Annotated in this window: 8 protein-coding genes, 2 tRNA genes, 1 rRNA gene and 1 riboswitch; of the genes, 7 read left to right on the forward strand and 4 right to left on the reverse strand. The window is 61.5% G+C overall.

Annotation, left to right across the window (positions count from 1 at the left end; all coding sequences use genetic code 11):
* Positions 1–18: 18 nt before the first annotated feature.
* A complete protein-coding gene (locus AC1Q6J_RS15535; protein WP_492280114.1) occupies positions 19–858 on the reverse strand; it encodes a chorismate mutase in 840 nt (279 codons plus the stop codon).
* Between the two features lie 204 nt (positions 859–1,062).
* Positions 1,063–1,142: riboswitch (SAM riboswitch) on the forward strand.
* Between the two features lie 90 nt (positions 1,143–1,232).
* On the opposite strand from AC1Q6J_RS15535, the gene metX reads away from it, so the two are divergent.
* The 3 genes from metX to AC1Q6J_RS15550 all read left to right on the forward strand — a co-directional run bounded on the left by metX (position 1,233) and on the right by AC1Q6J_RS15550 (position 3,907).
* A complete protein-coding gene (gene metX, locus AC1Q6J_RS15540) occupies positions 1,233–2,432 on the forward strand; it encodes a homoserine O-acetyltransferase MetX (RefSeq protein WP_492280115.1) in 1,200 nt (399 codons plus the stop codon).
* Between the two features lie 10 nt (positions 2,433–2,442).
* The gene (gene metW / locus AC1Q6J_RS15545) at positions 2,443–3,102 is read left to right on the forward strand and encodes a methionine biosynthesis protein MetW (RefSeq protein ID WP_492280116.1); all 660 of its coding nucleotides are present in this window, start codon (positions 2,443–2,445) and stop codon (positions 3,100–3,102) included.
* A gap of 187 nt (positions 3,103–3,289) precedes the next feature.
* Positions 3,290–3,907: a TIGR02594 family protein gene (locus AC1Q6J_RS15550; protein WP_492280117.1), complete on the forward strand. Its 618-nt coding sequence runs from the start codon at positions 3,290–3,292 to the stop codon at positions 3,905–3,907.
* Here the strand turns inward: AC1Q6J_RS15550 and AC1Q6J_RS15555 are convergent.
* Positions 3,891–4,673, reverse strand: a complete 783-nt coding sequence (locus AC1Q6J_RS15555; RefSeq protein WP_492280118.1) for an MOSC domain-containing protein — start codon at positions 4,671–4,673, stop codon at positions 3,891–3,893. The genes AC1Q6J_RS15550 and AC1Q6J_RS15555 overlap by 17 nt on opposite strands.
* Before the next feature lie 219 nt (positions 4,674–4,892).
* On the opposite strand from AC1Q6J_RS15555, the gene clpB reads away from it, so the two are divergent.
* Positions 4,893–7,526, forward strand: a complete 2,634-nt coding sequence (gene clpB, locus AC1Q6J_RS15560) for an ATP-dependent chaperone ClpB (protein ID WP_492280119.1) — start codon at positions 4,893–4,895, stop codon at positions 7,524–7,526.
* Between the two features lie 196 nt (positions 7,527–7,722).
* Here clpB and AC1Q6J_RS15565 read toward each other — a convergent pair whose 3' ends face one another.
* Both AC1Q6J_RS15565 and AC1Q6J_RS15570 read right to left on the reverse strand, forming a co-directional pair.
* Positions 7,723–9,357, reverse strand: coding sequence for a Vgb family protein (locus AC1Q6J_RS15565; RefSeq protein WP_492280120.1), 1,635 nt, complete (start codon positions 9,355–9,357; stop codon positions 7,723–7,725).
* Between the two features lie 143 nt (positions 9,358–9,500).
* Entirely contained in the window at positions 9,501–11,531 is a 2,031-nt protein-coding gene (locus AC1Q6J_RS15570; protein WP_492280121.1) for a peptidoglycan DD-metalloendopeptidase family protein, read from the reverse strand.
* Positions 11,532–12,498: 967 nt separating this feature from the next.
* Between AC1Q6J_RS15570 and AC1Q6J_RS15575 the strand changes: the two genes are divergently transcribed.
* The 3 genes from AC1Q6J_RS15575 (at position 12,499) to AC1Q6J_RS15585 (ending at position 14,389) form a co-directional block, all read left to right on the forward strand.
* A 16S ribosomal RNA gene (locus AC1Q6J_RS15575) occupies positions 12,499–13,987 on the forward strand.
* Between the two features lie 194 nt (positions 13,988–14,181).
* A tRNA-Ile gene (locus AC1Q6J_RS15580) sits at positions 14,182–14,258 on the forward strand.
* Positions 14,259–14,313: 55 nt separating this feature from the next.
* Positions 14,314–14,389, forward strand: a tRNA-Ala gene (locus tag AC1Q6J_RS15585).
* Positions 14,390–14,593 lie beyond the last annotated feature (204 nt).

The following is a 14,593-nucleotide window of genomic DNA, read 5'->3' on the forward strand; positions in this document are numbered from 1 at the left end:
TTGAACTCCGAAAGAAGACTATTTGGACGCAGTGGTCGGCGGCACCGTATAGCGCGTTGCATGGCTCCCGACGAGAGCCGATGAACGCACCGACGCTCCGGCTGCGATCAGCGCAGCGGTGATTTTCTTTAAGCCATCCGGGCCCGGAACCGAGATCAGCAAGGCCGCGCCGTCGGATGCCGTGTCGGGGACGGCGATGATTTCCGAGAACGGCGAAAGTGCCCGCGCCACATCCGCGCTCCAGCCGGAGACGCGAACGCTCCACATCCCGACTTCGGTGACCATGGCGTCGGCAGCGACGCGCGAGACCACGAACACCGGCAGCGCGGCGGGATGATCGGCGCGCTCGACGAACGGCAATCGCGCGATGATCTTCGGCGCGGCTGCGGGCTCCAGCGCGATCCACCATGGCAGACGGCTGCTGACAGCCGAGATCAGCGCGAGATCGCCCTTGGATCTGGCAACGGCTTCGACCGCGGCTTCGGCATTGAAATGCGCGACGAACGGAACGGTGAAACCGAAATGAAACCGCGCCGAATCCCGCATCGCGGATTCGCCGATGGATAGATCCGCATGCACCGAGAACGGCGCCTGCACGTAGGTGAACGTCGAGATGATGACGCGCCAGATGCTCTCGACGGTGTCGAGCGGCAGGATGCCGCGATGACGCTGCACCAGACGGCGCATCATGTCGGCCTCGCGCGCGGGCCGGAACGCCGAGCCGACTTCCTGCGTCTTCTTCACCGAGATCAGGCGATCGATGATGTCGCCGCGCTTCATCAGCAGCTCATGCACCTGCTCATCGATGGAATCGATTTCGCGGCGCAGGTCCTGCAGTGATGGCGGTTGCTTGGTCATCGGTTCAACCTGGGTCCGAACGCTGATTGCGGCGCAAAGGCCGCCTGGAATTCATCGAAAGCGGGGATGTGATGGCCGCATTGATAGGCAGGAGAGCGCCTGAAAGCAAAGAAAACATTGGCAATTCCGGCCTCCAGCCGCGGCAGAAGAGGCATGTGATATCGCGGTGCAGCTTGACGAAAAGGCCGTTCGTGATTAGTAACTTAGCCATTCCGTGGTCATTTGAGCCGGCCGGCTTGCAGCCACGTTAAACAACTCGCTAAACAGGCCGGGGATGTAAGTGATCCCGGCCGAACCTCGTTTCAGGCCGGGTTTTTTGTGGCCTGATTTCCGATGTTGGTCTTTCGTGACCTGCTGAGGAGGCCAGTAGCAAGATGGTTAATGTCAAACCGTTGAAGAGTGATAAGGCGTCTATCGAGCGTGCGCACGAGGCGGATCATCCGTCGTCGCTGGTCGCGCTGTTCGGTGTGGACAAGCCGCTGCGGCTGGATTGCGGCATTGATCTCGCGCCGTTCCAGATTGCCTATCAGGCCTATGGCCAGCTCAATGCCGATCGCTCCAACGCCATTCTGATCTGCCATGCGCTGACCGGGGATCAGCATGTCGCGAACGTGCATCCGGTCACGGGCAAGCCCGGCTGGTGGCAAACGCTGGTCGGCCCCGGCAAGCCGATCGACACCGATCGCTACTATGTCGTCTGCGCCAACGTGATCGGCGGCTGCATGGGGTCGACCGGGCCCGCGTCGACAAATCCGGCGACCGGCAAATTGTGGGGTCTGGATTTCCCCGTCATCACCATTCCCGACATGGTGCGGGCGCAGGCGATGCTGCTCGACCATCTGGGTATCGAGAAACTGTTCGCCGTGGTCGGCGGCTCGATGGGCGGCATGCAGGCGCTGCAATGGACCGCGGCCTATCCGGAGCGCGTGTTCTCCGCGCTGGCGGTGGCGTGCAGCACGCGGCATTCGGCGCAGAACATCGCATTCCACGAACTCGGCCGTCAGGCTGTGATGGCCGATCCGGACTGGCGCGGCGGGCGCTATTTTGAGGATGGCACCCATCCGCACCGCGGGCTTGGCGTTGCGCGCATGGCCGCGCACATCACCTATCTTTCCGACGCGGCGCTGCATCGCAAGTTCGGCCGCCGCTTGCAGGATCGCGAGGTGCCGACGTTCTCGTTCGATGCGGACTTCGAGGTCGAGAGCTATCTGCGTCATCAGGGTTCGTCATTTGTCGAGCGTTTCGACGCCAACAGCTATCTCTATCTGACGCGCGCGATGGATTATTTCGACATCGCCGCCGATCACAACGGCGTGCTGGCGGAAGCCTGGCGCGGCACGCGCACGCGCTTCTGCGTGGTGTCGTTCACCAGCGACTGGCTGTTCCCGACATCGGAGGCGCGCGCGGTCGTGCATGCGCTGAATGCCGGCAGCGCGCGGGTGTCGTTCGCGGAAATCGAGACCGACAGGGGCCACGATGCGTTCCTGCTGGATGTGCCGGAGTTCATCGAGATTTCCCGCGCATTCCTGGAATCGGCTGCGTCGGCGCACGGCCTGACCTCGGCAAGCAGGTAGGAGCGCCAAGATGACAATTCAGGATCAGGCGTTCCGGCCGACCGCGGTTCTTCCCGTCACCGAGAACGGCTATCGCGCCGATCATCTTTTAGTCGCGCAGATGGTCGAGCCCGGCTCGCGGGTGCTCGATGTCGGCTGCGGCGAAGGCGATCTGCTTCGTTTGCTGGAGACGCGCGGTGTTGACGGGCGCGGCATCGAACTGTCGCGCGAGGGCGTCAACCGCTGCGTCGCCAAGGGCCTCGCGGTGGTGCAGGGCGACGCCGACACCGACCTGATCAATTATCCCGACGATGCGTTCGACTACGTGATCCTGTCGCAGACCTTGCAGGCGACACGCCAGCCGCGCGTGGTGCTTGAAAACCTGCTGCGCATCGGCCACCGCGCCATCGTGTCGTTTCCGAATTTCGGCCACTGGAAAATGCGCCTCCAGTTGCTGGTGAAGGGCCAGATGCCGCGCACCGATAATCTGCCGGCGACATGGTACGACACGCCGAACATCCATTTCTGCACCATCAAGGATTTCGTGCAGCTCTGTAACGAGATCAACGTCAAGATGGAGCGGGCCGTCGCGCTCGATCTTTATGGCCGGCCGCTGCGGCTCAATGCGCCGTGGTGGTTCTGGAACATGTTCGGCGAACAGGGTGTCTTCCTGCTCACGCGCCGCGATTAACATTCGCGGTTCCAATGTGGCCGTGTATGTTCGCATTCTCGCCACGAAATGATCGCGCTATCGCCGCGAAATGAATCCGCGAGTGCCTTATCGCGTCTTGCTCTCGTCACATCCTCCCGTTTTTTGCGCTGCGGTATGTCGTTCGCGTGCGAACGATGGGCACAGGGGGTGTCACGAGGACTAATGGATGACTGTATCGCGTAAACTTCGCCTGCCACTTCGAGGCGCCGCGTTGGCGCTGTGTTCGGTGGCAATCGTCGCACTGGCAACTCCGGCTTCGGCGAGGCCGCATCACGGCGCAAGCCGGCACACTCACGCTCACCATTCCAAGCATCATGCCAAGACGCATTACGGCCACCGCACTCGCCATCATGCGCGGCGCGGGCGTTACGCAGCGGCTGCGGAAGCGTCAGCTTCGCAGGGTTTCGGTGGTTTCGGTGGCGGCTTCGGAGGATCGAATGTTGTCGCCGAAGCGCGGCGTTATATCGGCAGCGGAAATCCGACAGGCCGCTCCAGCCTCTGGTGCGCGCGCTTCATGAACATGGTTCTTGAGCGTTCCGGCCACAAAGGCACCGGCTCCGACATGGCGCGTTCGTTCGCGGGCTACGGCCAGCGCATCTCCGGCCCGCAGGTCGGCGCCATCGCGGTGATGTCGCGTGGCCGCCGTGGCGGTCATGTCGGCATCGTCAGCGGCATCGACGCCAAGGGCAATCCGATCGTGATCTCGGGCAACCACGGCCACCGCGTCGCCGAGGCAAGCTATTCGCGCGGGCGCATCTACGCCTACGTCATGCCGTCGAGCTGAGTTCTGTGATTGTATCGCCGGCGGCAATCGTGCCGCCGGTGATCACTTCGGCATAGACGCCGCAATCGGCGTGATCGAACATTTGCATCAGCGCCTGCGGAATGTTCATGTCGCGCTCGGCTGTGACCGGATCGACATTGACGGCGGCACAGCGGACGATCCGCTTGACGACTTTCAGCCGCGCATCGCCGATCGTCAGTTCTTTTCCCAGGAGATCGAACTCCTGCCACGCGGGCCAGCCGCGGACATAGAGATTGCCGCGAAAGCGCAGCGGATGAACCGGCTGTCCGGTGATGGTCTCGATAGCCGATACGCTGGCCAGATTGATGATCGAGACGACCCTGGCGGCGACATCCGAGAAACTGTGGCCGGGAGCTGACAGGATCTTCGGCGGCCCCCTCAGATCGCTTGCGAAATTGTCCGCGAAGAACGTCTCGATGGCCGCGCGGCCTTCGGGCGTTTCGAGGTTGCCGCGCGCGGCTTCAGTGTTGTTGTATCTGATCGTCAGAATGTTGCTCGCATCGTCGAACCGGGTCTGAAGTCCGGCAAGTCGCTCGTTCCGCATCAGCATCAGGAACCGGATTTTCGGATAGTATTTCGGATCGGCGGGATCGAAGCCGATGGGACCGTTCTCGATGGCATAGCGGCGGTCGGCGGGCAGCGTCTCTCCCTTGTGCAAGGCGGCGCTTTGGAGCGATTCCGGCGACAGGCCTTTGACCGGGTAGCGGTAGATGCTGTGAAGGGTGACGGCGTCATGATCTGGCATCGCATAGTCCTATGCGGATTCGCCGTTTCCCGCCACGTCCGCTGAATTTTTAGGTCTGCCTCTTTCGCAGGCGGGCCGGAGTTCCCACATCACGATCGGGCCGGTGCAATGCCGGTCGCCGCCCCGGGTTGAGGAATGTCAATGCCGGCGGCGGAACCCCATTGAAGATGCTAAAATCCGTGCCTTCGGGGCGGACATGGCAGGCTGAGGGAAGTCCGAATGAATATTGAAAAATATACCGACCGTGTGAAGGGATTCATCCAGTCGGCACAGACGTTGGCCATGCGTGAGGGCCACCAGCAATTCACGCCCCTGCATGTTCTCAAAGTGCTTCTCGACGACAGCGAAGGTCTGGCCGGCGGTCTGATCGATCGCTCGGGCGGCAATTCGCGCGCGATCCTGAAAGCCACCGAGGACGTGCTGGCAAAAATGCCGAAAGTGTCGGGCGCGGGAGCGGGGCAGGTCTATCTGGCTCCGGCAACGGCGCGCGCGTTCGACGCCGCCGAGCAGGCGGCCGAGAAAGCCGGTGACAGCTTCGTCACAGTGGAGCGGCTGCTTCAGGCGCTGGCGGCCGACAAGGACAGTGACGCTGGCGGGCTTCTCGCCAAGGGCGGCGTCACGCCGCAGAATCTCAACACCGCGATCAACGCGCTGCGCAAGGGCCGCACCGCCGACAGCGCGTCGGCGGAAAACGCCTACGACGCGCTGAAGAAATATGCCCGCGACCTGACCCAGGCCGCGCGCGACGGCAAGCTCGATCCGGTGATCGGCCGCGACGAGGAAATCCGCCGCACCATCCAGGTTCTGTCACGCCGCACCAAGAACAACCCGGTGCTGATCGGTGAGCCCGGCGTCGGCAAAACCGCCATCGTCGAAGGTCTCGCGCTGCGCATCATCAACGGTGACGTGCCGGAAGGTCTCAAGGACAAGAAGGTGCTGTCGCTCGACATGGGCGCGCTGATTGCCGGAGCGAAATATCGCGGCGAGTTCGAGGAACGGCTGAAGGCGGTGCTCCAGGAAGTGACCAGCTCCGACGGCCAGATCATCCTGTTCATCGACGAGATGCACACGCTGGTCGGCGCCGGAAAAGCCGATGGCGCGATGGATGCGTCCAACCTGCTGAAGCCCGCGCTGGCGCGCGGCGAGCTGCACTGTATCGGCGCGACCACGCTCGATGAGTACCGCAAGCATGTTGAGAAGGACGCTGCGCTCGCCCGCCGCTTCCAGCCGGTGTTCGTCTCTGAGCCCACCGTCGAGGACGCGGTGTCGATCCTGCGCGGCCTGAAAGAGAAGTATGAGCTGCATCACGGTGTCCGCATCACGGATTCCGCGATCGTATCCGCCGCGACGCTGTCGAACCGCTACATCACCGACCGTTTTCTTCCCGACAAGGCGATCGACCTGATCGACGAGGCCGCGGCGCGGCTGAAGATGCAGATCGATTCCAAGCCGGAAGAACTCGATAATATCGACCGCGAGATCGTGCGGCTGAAGATCGAGCAGGAGGCGTTGAAGAAGGAAACGGATTCGGCCTCCAAGGATCGCTTGCAGCGGCTGGAAAAAGAACTGGCCGATCTTGAGGAGAAAGGTGCTGCGCTGACCGCGAAGTGGCAGTCGGAGCGAGACAAGCTGTCCAATGCCCAGAAGGTCAAGAGCGAACTGGAGCAGGCGCGCCAGGAACTCGCCGACGCGCAGCGGCGCGGCGAATTCCAGAAGGCGGGCGAGCTGGCCTATGGCCGGATTCCCGATCTCGAAAAGCGGCTGAAGGCTCTGGAAGACAGCGAGAAGGCCGGCAACCTCGTGCTCGAGGAAGCGGTGACGGCCAGCCATGTCGCGCAGGTCGTGTCGCGCTGGACCGGCATTCCGGTCGACAAGATGCTGGAAGGCGAACGCGAGAAGCTGCTCAAGATGGAGTTGCAGCTTGCCGAGCGTGTGATCGGTCAGGCGGAAGCCGTTGGCGCGGTGTCCACTGCGGTGCGGCGTTCGCGCGCCGGATTGCAGGATCCCAACCGTCCGATCGGCTCGTTCATGTTCCTCGGCCCCACCGGCGTCGGCAAGACCGAACTGACCAAGGCGCTCGCCGAATATCTGTTCGACGACGAGACGGCGCTCGTGCGCATGGACATGTCCGAATACATGGAGAAGCATTCGGTCGCGCGGCTGATCGGCGCGCCTCCGGGCTATGTCGGCTATGACGAGGGCGGCGCGCTGACCGAAGCGGTGCGGCGCAGGCCGTACCAGGTGGTGCTGTTCGACGAGATCGAGAAGGCGCATCCCGACGTGTTCAACGTATTGTTGCAGGTGCTCGACGATGGCCGCCTGACCGATGGTCAGGGCCGCACCGTCGATTTCCGCAACACGCTGATCATCATGACCTCGAATCTTGGTTCGGAGTTCCTGGTGGGGCAGGCAGAAGGCGAGGACACGAGCGCGGTGCGCGATCAGGTCATGGCTATCGTGCGGGCGAGCTTCCGTCCGGAATTCCTCAACCGTGTTGACGAGATCATTCTGTTCCACCGGCTGCAACGGAGCGAGATGGGCCGCATCGTCGATATCCAGATGCGGCGGCTCCTGAAGCTGCTGGCGGATCGCAAGATCACGCTGACGCTGGATGACAAGGCGCGCGATTGGCTCGCGGCGAAGGGATGGGATCCGGCTTACGGAGCGCGTCCTCTCAAGCGTGCGATCCAGCGCGCGTTGCAGGACCCGCTGGCGGAAATGATCCTGTCCGGCCGTGTCCATGACGGTGAAAACGTCGCGGTCTCGGCGAAGGATGCCGGCCTGACCTTCAACGGCCAGTTCGCGAAGATCGATGCCGAGGCGCCGCCGGTGCCGAAGAGCAAGCTGAACTGACAAGAGCAAGCTGAACTGAGCACTTTCCCCTCTCCCCTTGTGGGAGAGGGTGCTGAGCGGCGCAGCCGCGAAGCGGGTGAGGGGTCTCTTTGCACAAGAGACCTACCCCTCACCCGGCTCAGTCTCGCTTCGCTCGATTTCGCCACCCTCTCCCACAAGGGGAGAGGGGAGGGGTAGTGAACAGTCGTTTCCGAAGCTATTTCTTCTTCAGCGCGTAAATCGCGTTCTCGATGTCGGACGAGACGTAGATCGTTCCCGATGCGCCAACACCGACGCCGGTTGGAATGTTCGTGGGCAATGTTCCCGCTGCTCCTGCGAGGCCGATCGGCAGATTGCCGGCGAGTTCGGTGACAGTGCCGGTCTGCGGATCGATGGAAATCACGCGCCTGGCGCCGACTTCCGCGACGATCAGCTTGCCGTCAGGCGCCAGTGCGATTCCTTCCGGGCCTTTCAGATCCTTTGCGACAACGCTCTTCGCACCGCTCGCAAGATCGACCTTCGACACCAGCCCGGCGAAGGCCTCGGTGAGATAAGCCGTGGTGTCATTCGCCGCGACGAGGCCGACAGGACCGGCCAGATCGCCCGCCACGATCTTGCGGTCCTTGCCGTGTTCGCCGCTGGCGCGGACCAGCGATTTGGTGCCGAGTTCGTTGACCAGAATGCTGCCGTCGCCGAGGCGCACAGCGTCGTGCGGTGCCTTGAAGTCATGCAGCATCTCGACGGTCTTTCCGGTCTTGCGGTCGATCAACTGCACCGTGCCGGTGAACCAGCTCGACAGCAGGACAAAATCGCCCTTCGCCGTCGCGCTCATCGGATATTCCAGCGTCACGCCGTCGGCATGCATGCGCGCGGGCTCGCTGACCTTGCCGGTACCGCCGTCCACGGTGCGATAGGCAAAGACGTCGGCGACGTAGACCGTGTCCTTGCCGCCGTCGCTGACGACGCCGATGCCGCCGGGCAGCGAGAGCTGCCCGATGATGACCTGCTTCGCGGTGCCGGTTTCGGGATCGACCTCCTGAATGCCGTTATCGGCCATATTTGACACGAAGATGCGGTCGTTGCCGTCGATCGCGAGGTTGTCGAGCGCGGGTTTGAGCTGGGCCGCGACTTTCTTCGCGCCGGTTTTCGGATCGACCTTCACAAGCTGGCCGAGTGCGGTGTCCACCACCCAGAGATTGCCCTTGGAGTCGAAGTTCACGGCTGCGGGCACCTTGAAGCCTTCGGCCACGACAGCAAGATCGCCCTTGTCGACATCCACCTTCACGATCTGGCCCTTGAACCAGAGCGGCCCGTAAAGCAGGCCGTCGGGGCCGAACTCGAAGCCGTTCAGGCCGCCCATCTTCTCCATGATCTTGCGCGGCGGCTTCGCGCCCTCGACGTCGATTTCGTAAAGCGCGTCGCCGAGGAAAACCTGCGTGGCGTAAAGCCGGCCGTCCTTGCGGAACGCCAGCGAATTGATTCCCGGCAGGCCGGAGGCGAGTTTCCGGATCGGGCCATCGCCCTTGCGTGCATAGAGATCGCCGGTCAGGAAGCCGGTCCATGCCATCGTGCCGTCGGGCGCGAAGGCAATGTCGTCGGCCATGCCGCCGTCGGCGGTGGAGATTGAAATCTTCGCTGTGCCTGTGTTGCGGTCGACCTCGTAGAGCGCGGCGCCCGCGACGCTGCCTGCGAACAGGCGGCCGCTCTTGTCGATGCCTAGCCCATGCACGCCGTGGAAGGCCGAGCCCGGCACCAGCTTCGTCACTTCATACGTTTGCGGGAAAGCCAAGGTGGTCGCGCCGAGCGTGAACACGGCGGCGATGGTCGCGGATGTGACGAAACGATGGATCATGGCAATGGCCTCCCGGTGTTTTTTAAGTTTTATGCGGGGAGTATTTGTCGCGTCGCTTTGCTTGGCAACGAAAACCGACATTGCAACGCACGCGCGATGCAAACGGCGTGCGATGTTTTAAACGCGAAATGTTGTCGTGAAATTTAGCGGTCGCTGGCTTGCGCCGTCTTCTGGCCCTTGGCGGCCTGCGGCTGCGGACGATTGCCGCCGGGGCGATTATTGATCAGGCCATCGAGCCGATCGCGTTCGGTCTCGAAGCTGGCCAGCATCGGGCCTTCGAGTGAGCGGCCGCGCGGCAATTTGATGCGCATCGGATCGACGAAGCGGCCGTTGACCAGAATTTCGTAGTGGACGTGGGCGCCGGTCGAAAGGCCGGTCGAGCCGACGAAGCCGATCACCTGGCCCTGACGCACGCGCTTGCCGGGCTCCATGCCCTTGGCGAAGGCGGTCATGTGGCCGTAGGCCGTTTCATATCCGTTGGGGTGCTTGACGCGAATGTACTTGCCGTAACCGCCTTCCCAGCCGGCTTTCTCGATGGTGCCGTTGCCGGATGCGAAGATCGGCGTGCCGTAGGGCGCGGCCCAGTCCACGCCGGTGTGCATCTTGGTGTAGCCGAGGATCGGGTGACGGCGGCCGCCGAAGCCGGAGCGCATGATCGCGTTGCTGACGGGTTTGCGGACCAGGAATTTCTTCGCGCTCTTTCCGGTCTCGTCATAGTAGTCGACGATGGAATCGTCGGGCGCCTGGAAGCGGTAGTATTTCTTGGTTTCGCCGCCGACGGTGAGGGAGGCGTAAAGCACTTCGGTCTTTTCGTTGTTGACCGGGGTCTCATCCTCGCCGGCGAAGAACACCTCAAACGAGTCTCCGGCCTGAACCTTGCGCTGGAAATCGACGTCATAGGAGTAGATGCGGATCATGTCCTCGATGACGGTCGCCGGAACCTTGTTGCGCAGCGCGGTCTCATAGATGCTCTGATAGAGCCGAACGCCGGTGCCGTCATCATCGTCGTCATCGTCGTTGGCGTTCGCTGTCTCGGTGACGGTATTGAAGCTCTGGGGATCGACGGCGACGTATTTGCCGAGATCCGAAAGTGCGGCGACGGCTTCGATAGTGGTGTCGTTGGCGACGATCACCCGAACCGGCTGCTGGCGCTGAAGTCCGGGACCGGTGCCCGCCATCATGATGCGCAGCTTCTGGCCTTCCCTCAGGCCACCGTCGCGGCCGCGCGCGCCGAGATTGTTGGCGATGGCGAGGGCTTCGCCGGGGCTCGCGCCGAGGTCGCGCAGGATCGACTGGACGGTGTCGCCCTTTTTGACGATGTGGATTTTTTCGCTGGAGGGATTGCCGCCTGTGACCTGGTCCTTGGTCTTCGGCAGCAGCGTGACGTTTTCCGGCACCACGCGGGTCTCGAAGCCGGCATAGGGATCCGGCGTGCCTTCCGCGGCGTAGGCCATCTTGAGATCGGTCGGCATGGTCGAGGCGTACTTAACGGCGCTGTTGCCGCGCCAGTTCGAAGCGTCGCGCACCCGCAGCAGCACCTCGTCGATCGCGACACTGGCCGCGATCTTGGCGCGGGGCAGCACCGAGGCGAGGTCTCGCGTCACAAACGAGACTTCGGCGTCCGGCTCGGCAGCGTTGGGATTTTGCGAATCGTCGCCGTCGGCGGGCGAAGCGGTGCCGACATCGGTCAGCATGCGCTGGGCGTTAAAGGCTGGAACCTTGGCGGAAAGGTCGCTGGTGGTCAGCGACAGGTTGCCGGCGATGCGGACGAACGGCCGCACCCGCATCACGTCGCGGGCACCGGCGCGCGCGACTGTCGAGACGCGAATCACCTGGCGTGCGGCGGCCGAATCACTGGGAGGCGGAAGGCGGTCGCTTTTGCGTGCGACGGCGCCCTTGTCGTTGGCACCGAATGCTCCGCGCAGCGCCCCTTCGACGCGCTCAGGGACCTTGGCGAAGGTCATTTCGCCGTCGAGCGACGCGAAAACGGCGCCGCCGATCAAAGCCGCGCCGCACAGACCGGTGAGAATCGTGCCGCTAAACCACTGCACCGAGACGCGGCGGCGGTCGATGACCGCGGCTTCCGAACCATCAACCGACAGCGGTGGCTCGTGACCGAGATCAATGATCCCGGCACGCCCGTAATTGCCCCCGCGTGACGTCCCGTGGTTCAAAACTGCCTTCCCCCCGCAAGTCTTCTCGTAGCAAGTCCAAGTCGTAGCAAGTCCAAGTCGTGGCAAGTCCAAGTCGCAGCACGTCGAAGTCGCAGCACGTCGAAGTCGCCGCCCAACGAGCTTCCAGTTCGCCTGTCGCGCGGCCCGTGCCCCGGGCGGGGCAGCTTCGAGCCAATAGCGTCTGGTTATGTTGCCGTCATTGTCGTTTTCGTCACGCGCCAAGGTGCTGGCGAAGCGGGCCTGACGTCAATGCCGTGCAACTCGTTGGTGTTTTTTCATCCCAAGTCAGGCGACGATCCCAAGTCATCGCCAAAGTCATCGCCGAATCTTTGAACCGGACGGGCCGAACTATACTGGTATTTGCCCGGCCGAGGCATATTTCATGTGCAGGACGTCGCAGGAATGTGGCTCAAGTACGGCGCGAAGCCCTGATAAATCAGGACTTCTCAGCGATTCGATTTTCTTGGGTGCGTTGCGACGATTTTTTGACATGGGCGTTGACAAGCTCAGAGGGCAGGGCCTATAACCCGACCACTGAGCGCGGCGGCGCCGGGGCCCACAGCCCAGGCAAGCTTCCGCGCCTGTCAAGCTCCTCTCCTAGGCGAGTGAACAAACAGCCGATAGTTGTCGGTTGTCATTCGGCGTCGGATAGGTTGCGAGGTCTCCTTAAGTGGAGACGCTAGAAATTTTCGCCCGGCCACGGGCGAGTGAAACCCTCGGGTTTCGGGCTGTTTGACAAGTAAAGATGAAGAAAGAGAAACGTGGACGGCGGAGTCCTTGCGGGCCTCGATCGTTAGAAAGCTTCGGCTTTCGAGGGTTGGGGCCGGACGAAAGACTTCGGCGGTACACGTTTCAAAGGTTACACCATCGTTGTCAGCGATGTGAATCGCAGACAGCAAGTTAGTTTCGGCTAACAATGGTGGGACCTCGTCAAACGTTGTGATCAGCCGGTTTAAAGTTTCAAGTCCAACTTGAGAGTTTGATCCTGGCTCAGAGCGAACGCTGGCGGCAGGCTTAACACATGCAAGTCGAACGGGCGTAGCAATACGTCAGTGGCAGACGGGTGAGTAACGCGTGGGAACGTACCTTTTGGTTCGGAACAACACAGGGAAACTTGTGCTAATACCGGATAAGCCCTTACGGGGAAAGATTTATCGCCGAAAGATCGGCCCGCGTCTGATTAGCTAGTTGGTGAGGTAACGGCTCACCAAGGCGACGATCAGTAGCTGGTCTGAGAGGATGATCAGCCACATTGGGACTGAGACACGGCCCAAACTCCTACGGGAGGCAGCAGTGGGGAATATTGGACAATGGGCGCAAGCCTGATCCAGCCATGCCGCGTGAGTGATGAAGGCCCTAGGGTTGTAAAGCTCTTTTGTGCGGGAAGATAATGACGGTACCGCAAGAATAAGCCCCGGCTAACTTCGTGCCAGCAGCCGCGGTAATACGAAGGGGGCTAGCGTTGCTCGGAATCACTGGGCGTAAAGGGTGCGTAGGCGGGTCTTTAAGTCAGGGGTGAAATCCTGGAGCTCAACTCCAGAACTGCCTTTGATACTGAAGATCTTGAGTTCGGGAGAGGTGAGTGGAACTGCGAGTGTAGAGGTGAAATTCGTAGATATTCGCAAGAACACCAGTGGCGAAGGCGGCTCACTGGCCCGATACTGACGCTGAGGCACGAAAGCGTGGGGAGCAAACAGGATTAGATACCCTGGTAGTCCACGCCGTAAACGATGAATGCCAGCCGTTGGAAAGTTTACTTTTCAGTGGCGCAGCTAACGCTTTAAGCATTCCGCCTGGGGAGTACGGTCGCAAGATTAAAACTCAAAGGAATTGACGGGGGCCCGCACAAGCGGTGGAGCATGTGGTTTAATTCGACGCAACGCGCAGAACCTTACCAGCCCTTGACATGTCCATGACCGGTCGCAGAGATGTGACCTTCTCTTCGGAGCATGGAGCACAGGTGCTGCATGGCTGTCGTCAGCTCGTGTCGTGAGATGTTGGGTTAAGTCCCGCAACGAGCGCAACCCCCGTCCTTAGTTGCTACCATTTAGTTGAGCACTCTAAGGAGACTGCCGGTGATAAGCCGCGAGGAAGGTGGGGATGACGTCAAGTCCTCATGGCCCTTACGGGCTGGGCTACACACGTGCTACAATGGCGGTGACAATGGGACGCTAAGGGGCAACCCTTCGCAAATCTCAAAAAGCCGTCTCAGTTCGGATTGGGCTCTGCAACTCGAGCCCATGAAGTTGGAATCGCTAGTAATCGTGGATCAGCATGCCACGGTGAATACGTTCCCGGGCCTTGTACACACCGCCCGTCACACCATGGGAGTTGGTTTTACCTGAAGACGGTGCGCTAACCAGCAATGGAGGCAGCCGGCCACGGTAGGGTCAGCGACTGGGGTGAAGTCGTAACAAGGTAGCCGTAGGGGAACCTGCGGCTGGATCACCTCCTTTCTAAGGATGAGCCTTCAGTTTGCTTCGGCAACTATCGGTTCGTTTTAGAAACATCAGTGGCCAGTGATTGGATCAATCGCTGAGCTGCATTGGCGGGACACCGCCGTCTTCGTTTCTCTTTCTTCGCGGACGAACACGCGCCAGGGGCGGCGCTGAAAGCGACTTGTCGCGCCAGCTTGAGCCTCTCGTCGTTAGGGCTTGTAGCTCAGTTGGTTAGAGCGCGCGCTTGATAAGCGTGAGGTCGGAAGTTCAAGTCTTCCCAGGCCCACCACTTTGATTGCGTCATGCGTCTCTTCATTCGGCTTCGAGCATTCGTCTTCTGGAACGGGGGCATAGCTCAGCTGGGAGAGCGCGTGCTTTGCAAGCATGAGGTCGTCGGTTCGATCCCGTCTGCCTCCACCAGAGGCTGGGGTGCCGATGCGACATGTGCATCAAACAATCGTCCGCGAAACATCGTTTCGCATGCAGAAGGTCTTCACCAAGACATCTGCCTGCGTGATTTCTGACATCGTAAAGAGGAGATCGATCCGAGCAGGATCGCCACAAAGCGTTTTGCAAAACTTGTTTTGCTTTTCGCTGGCGACAACTTGCGCGTATCTCCAGATC

It is taken from the genome of Afipia sp. MLSD5-FHT05B12 (assembly GCF_058793355.1).

Bases quoted from the DNA above. Each gene is read 5' to 3' on its own strand.
- AC1Q6J_RS15550 (WP_492280117.1), top strand. From the start codon at position 3,290: ATGACTGTATCGCGTAAACTTCGCCTGCCACTTCGAGGCGCCGCGTTG.
- metW (WP_492280116.1), top strand. From the start codon at position 2,443: ATGACAATTCAGGATCAGGCGTTCCGGCCGACCGCGGTTCTTCCCGTC.
- metX (WP_492280115.1), top strand. From the start codon at position 1,233: ATGGTTAATGTCAAACCGTTGAAGAGTGATAAGGCGTCTATCGAGCGT.
- clpB (WP_492280119.1), top strand. From the start codon at position 4,893: ATGAATATTGAAAAATATACCGACCGTGTGAAGGGATTCATCCAGTCG.
- AC1Q6J_RS15535 (WP_492280114.1), bottom strand. From the start codon at position 858: ATGACCAAGCAACCGCCATCACTGCAGGACCTGCGCCGCGAAATCGAT.
- AC1Q6J_RS15555 (WP_492280118.1), bottom strand. From the start codon at position 4,673: ATGCCAGATCATGACGCCGTCACCCTTCACAGCATCTACCGCTACCCG.
- AC1Q6J_RS15565 (WP_492280120.1), bottom strand. From the start codon at position 9,357: ATGATCCATCGTTTCGTCACATCCGCGACCATCGCCGCCGTGTTCACG.